We start from the raw sequence: 3,623 nt of genomic DNA, 5'->3' as shown, positions 1-3,623 counted from the left end.
GGGCAGAGAGCTCGCGCCACGGCTTGCCAACCGCACCGAGGATCAGGTCAAGGCGGTGCAGATCGTTTTCCAGAATCCGGATTCGGCGCTCAACCGCTCGCATTCGATCCGGCATATCCTGAGCCGCGCCTTGAAGCGGCTGGGCGGGCTGACCGGCAAGGCGCTGGACACGCGGCTGGAAGAGCTCGTCCGCTCGGTGCGGCTCACCGACCGGCATCTCGCGGTCAAGCCGCGCCAGCTGTCGGGCGGGCTGAAGCAGCGCGTGGCGATCGCGCGCGCCTTCGCCGGCGAGCCACGCATCGTCGTCTGCGACGAGCCGACCTCGGCGCTCGACGTGTCGGTGCAGGCGGCGATCCTCAACCTCCTGGCGGACCTGCAGTCGAAGCAGGACGTCAGCTACATCTTCATTTCGCACGACCTCGGCGTGGTGCGCTATCTCTCCGACAAGATCGCCGTGCTCTATCTCGGCCGCATCATGGAGTTCGGGCCGTCGGAAGCGGTCTTTTCCGGCCCGCACCATCCCTATACGGAAGCGCTTCTGTCGGCCGTGCCGAAACTCGACCGGACCGAGAGCGCGCGCATCCGCCTCGACGGCGAGATACCGAGCGCCGCCAACCCGCCGACGGGCTGCGTCTTCCACACGAGATGCCCGCGCAAGATCGGCGCGATTTGCGAGACGCAGGAGCCGGAGCTCATCGAGGCCGAGCCCGGGCACACGATCCGCTGCCATATTCCTTTTGAGGAATTGGCAAGGCTGCAGAAGCCCACGGCCGTGGAGCCGGCGTGATCGCCGTCAGAATGCCGCCGCGCCTGCCATGCTGAAGGCGCGGTCGCTTTCCGCGAAAGCTTGATCGCCCGACAGGTTCCTGGCGAGCGTGCGCAGGCCCGTCAAGGCGATGTCGAGGGCATCGGAAGAGGCCGGGTTCTCCGGATAGGCTAGATAAATCGGCCGCTGGAACACCGGCGCGTCCTCGACGCGCCGCAACTCGCCGCGCTCGATGTGACCGCTGACGGCGCTCAGCGGCAGATAGGCGGCCGCCCGTTGCGACAGCACATGCTGCAGGCCGATGAACACCAGCCCGGCGGAGATCGCAGGCTTCACCATGCCGGCAAAGGCGCGGTCATGCTCGACGCGGAACTCCAGCCCCCAGTCCATCAGTATGTAGTTCTGCGTCCACGATCCGGCTTGCGCCGTATGCTGGACGAGGACCACCTGATCGACGGCCAATGTCTCATAGACGATGCCGGGATGCGGCTTGGGCAGATAGAGGATGCAGATGTCGAGCAGGCCTTCGGCCATCTGGTCGATCGCCAGATCGGGAAAACTCCCTTCGAGGCGAAGCGCCACGTTTGGCCGCCTCGCCTGCATCCAGTCGATCCAGGGCGAGGTGATGCTGTCCCAGAGATAGGCTGGCGCGGTGAGCCTCAGCAGCGTCTCGTAGCCATCGGGAACGGCGATGTCCTGACGCGATTGCTCCCAGGTCCGGGTGATCGTCGCAGCGTGCGGCAGGAACTGCCGGCCGGCCGGCGTCAGCGTGACGCCGTCGCTGTCGCGAACGAAGAGCTTGCGTCCCAACTGCTCTTCGAGGCCGCGAATGCGCGCGCTGACGGTGGACTGGGCAAGGTTCAGCCGATGGGCGGCGACGGTGAAGCTGCCATGCTCCGCGACCTCGAGGAAACTGCGCAGATTCTCGGTGTCCATGGCTTTCGCCCCCGGCTCGGCGGCAATCGAAGATTCCGATGGCCCTCATCAAAAAATATCGCTTTTCGGCCGTGGTCAACAATGAACTAGATGGCAGAACCTCCACGCCAGCCAAGGAATGCAGCCATGCCGAAGCATTTCAGGACGATCGACGCCGCTCGCAGAAATCTTAGCGCAATCGAAAATTCCGCTGTCGATGAATTGCTCGCCGGCAGGATCGGCCGGCGCGAATTCCTGCGCCATGGCAGCGTGCTCGGCCTTTCGCTGCCATTCCTCGGCGGCATCGTCTCGGCGATCGGCCTTGGCGCTCCAGAAGCGCGCGCCGAGGGCAAGCCGGGCGGCACGGTGCGTGCAGGCGTCGCCGTGCCCGGCGGCGCCATCGACCCGGTCACCTTCTATGACAGCGGCAGCTACCAGCTCGTCTTCCAGACGGCCGAATTCCTGTGCGTGACGCAGCCCGACCTGACGCTGAAGCCGGTGCTGGCCGAGAGCTGGTCGCCCAATGCCGACGGAAGTGTGTGGACCTTCAAGCTGCGCAAGGGCGTGAAATTCCACAATGGCGAGGACTTCAAGGCCGACGACGTGGTGGCGACCTTCGACCGCCTCGCCGATCCGAGCGGCGCCTCCAACGCGCTGTCGGTATTCAAGGGGCTGCTGTCGAAGGGCGGCACGCGCAAGGTCGACGACCACACCGTCGAGTTCCATCTCGACGCGCCGAACGGCAGCTTCCCTTATTCGGTGTCGATCGACAATTACAACGCCGTCATCCTGCCGGCGAGCTACAAGGGCGATTACGAGAAGACCTTCGAGGGCACCGGGCCGTTCCGGCTCGAAAGCTACACGCCGAAAGTCGGCGCGAGCTTCGTGCGCAATCCCGACTATTGGGGCGAGAAGGCGCTGCCCGACCGGCTGGAGTTCAAATTCTACGGTGACGTGCAGCCGCGCATCCTGGCGCTGCAGGCGGGCGAGGTCGACGTGCTCGACGCCATCCCGCTCGACGTCAGCCAGGTGGTGCTCGGCAATCCGGACATCACGGTGCTGCGCGTCGCCTCCACCGCGCATCGCCAGTTCCATATGCGCTGCGACATGGCGCCCTTCACCGACAAGCGCGTGCGCCAGGCGCTGGCGCTGTGCATCGACCGCTCGAAGCTGGTCGACGGGCTCTGCCGCGGCATGGCGGCGACCGGCAATGACAGCCCGTTCGCGCCGGCTTTCCCCGCGACCGACAAGTCGGTGGCGCAGCGCACGCAGGACATCGCCAAGGCCAAGCAGCTGATGGAAGCAGCGGGCCTTGCCAGCGGCTTCGACATGACGCTGACGACGCTGCTCTATTCCGACATTCCCGGATACGCGCAGCTCTTCCAGAACTTCGCCAAGGAGATCGGCGCCCGTATCTCGCTCAACATCGAGGACCAGGACAAATATTACGGCAAGGCGGTGTTCGGCCAGTCGGACTGGCTGGACAGCCCGCTCGGCATCACCGACTACGCGCATCGCAGCGTGCCGAACGTCTTCCTGAAAAGCCCGTTGGTCAGCGACGGTCCGTGGAATGCGGCGCATTTCAAGAATACGGCCTATGACGGGCTGGTGACCGGCTATCTCAAGGCGCTCGACCTCGACACGCAGCGCAAGGCGGCGTCGGACATCCAAAAGCTGCTGCTCGACGAGACGCCGGTGATCTTCAGCTACTTCCCGGACCTTTTGGTGCCGGTGCGCAAGAATGTCAGCGGCCTGCCGCCGATCGCCGCCGGGCTGCTGCTCGACCGGGTATCGATAGGTTGATCATGGTCGCGCGCAAGGCCCTGGCTGCCAACGACGAAAAAAGGACGACTACCATTCGCAAGCCTCATTTGCGCGGCCGCGGGCCGCATTTCCCGCTGCTCGACAATATCGTGCAATATGAGTTCGAGCCCGGCTATGT

3 protein-coding genes are annotated in these 3,623 nt (G+C 65.0%); 2 read left to right on the top strand and 1 reads right to left on the bottom strand.

Going from position 1 to position 3,623, the window contains the following annotated elements:
- Positions 1–787: ABC transporter ATP-binding protein (locus tag EOA29_RS29030; protein ID WP_145969850.1), on the top strand; the 787-nt coding region annotated here is incomplete at its 5' end.
- Positions 788–793: 6 nt separating this feature from the next.
- Here the strand turns inward: EOA29_RS29030 and EOA29_RS29025 are convergent.
- A complete protein-coding gene (locus tag EOA29_RS29025) occupies positions 794–1,702 on the bottom strand; it encodes a LysR family transcriptional regulator (protein ID WP_127221951.1) in 909 nt (302 codons plus the stop codon).
- A 126-nt stretch (positions 1,703–1,828) separates the two neighbouring features.
- On the opposite strand from EOA29_RS29025, the gene EOA29_RS29020 reads away from it, so the two are divergent.
- The gene (locus EOA29_RS29020) at positions 1,829–3,484 is read left to right on the top strand and encodes an ABC transporter substrate-binding protein (RefSeq protein ID WP_126095355.1); all 1,656 of its coding nucleotides are present in this window, start codon (positions 1,829–1,831) and stop codon (positions 3,482–3,484) included.
- The last annotated feature ends 139 nt before the right edge of the window (positions 3,485–3,623 follow it).

It is taken from the genome of Mesorhizobium sp. M1E.F.Ca.ET.063.01.1.1, from assembly GCF_003998155.1.
GTDB lineage: Bacteria > Pseudomonadota > Alphaproteobacteria > Rhizobiales > Rhizobiaceae > Mesorhizobium.
The sequence above is the reverse complement of the archived record's forward strand: the minus strand, read 5'-3'. Positions and strand labels throughout refer to the sequence as shown.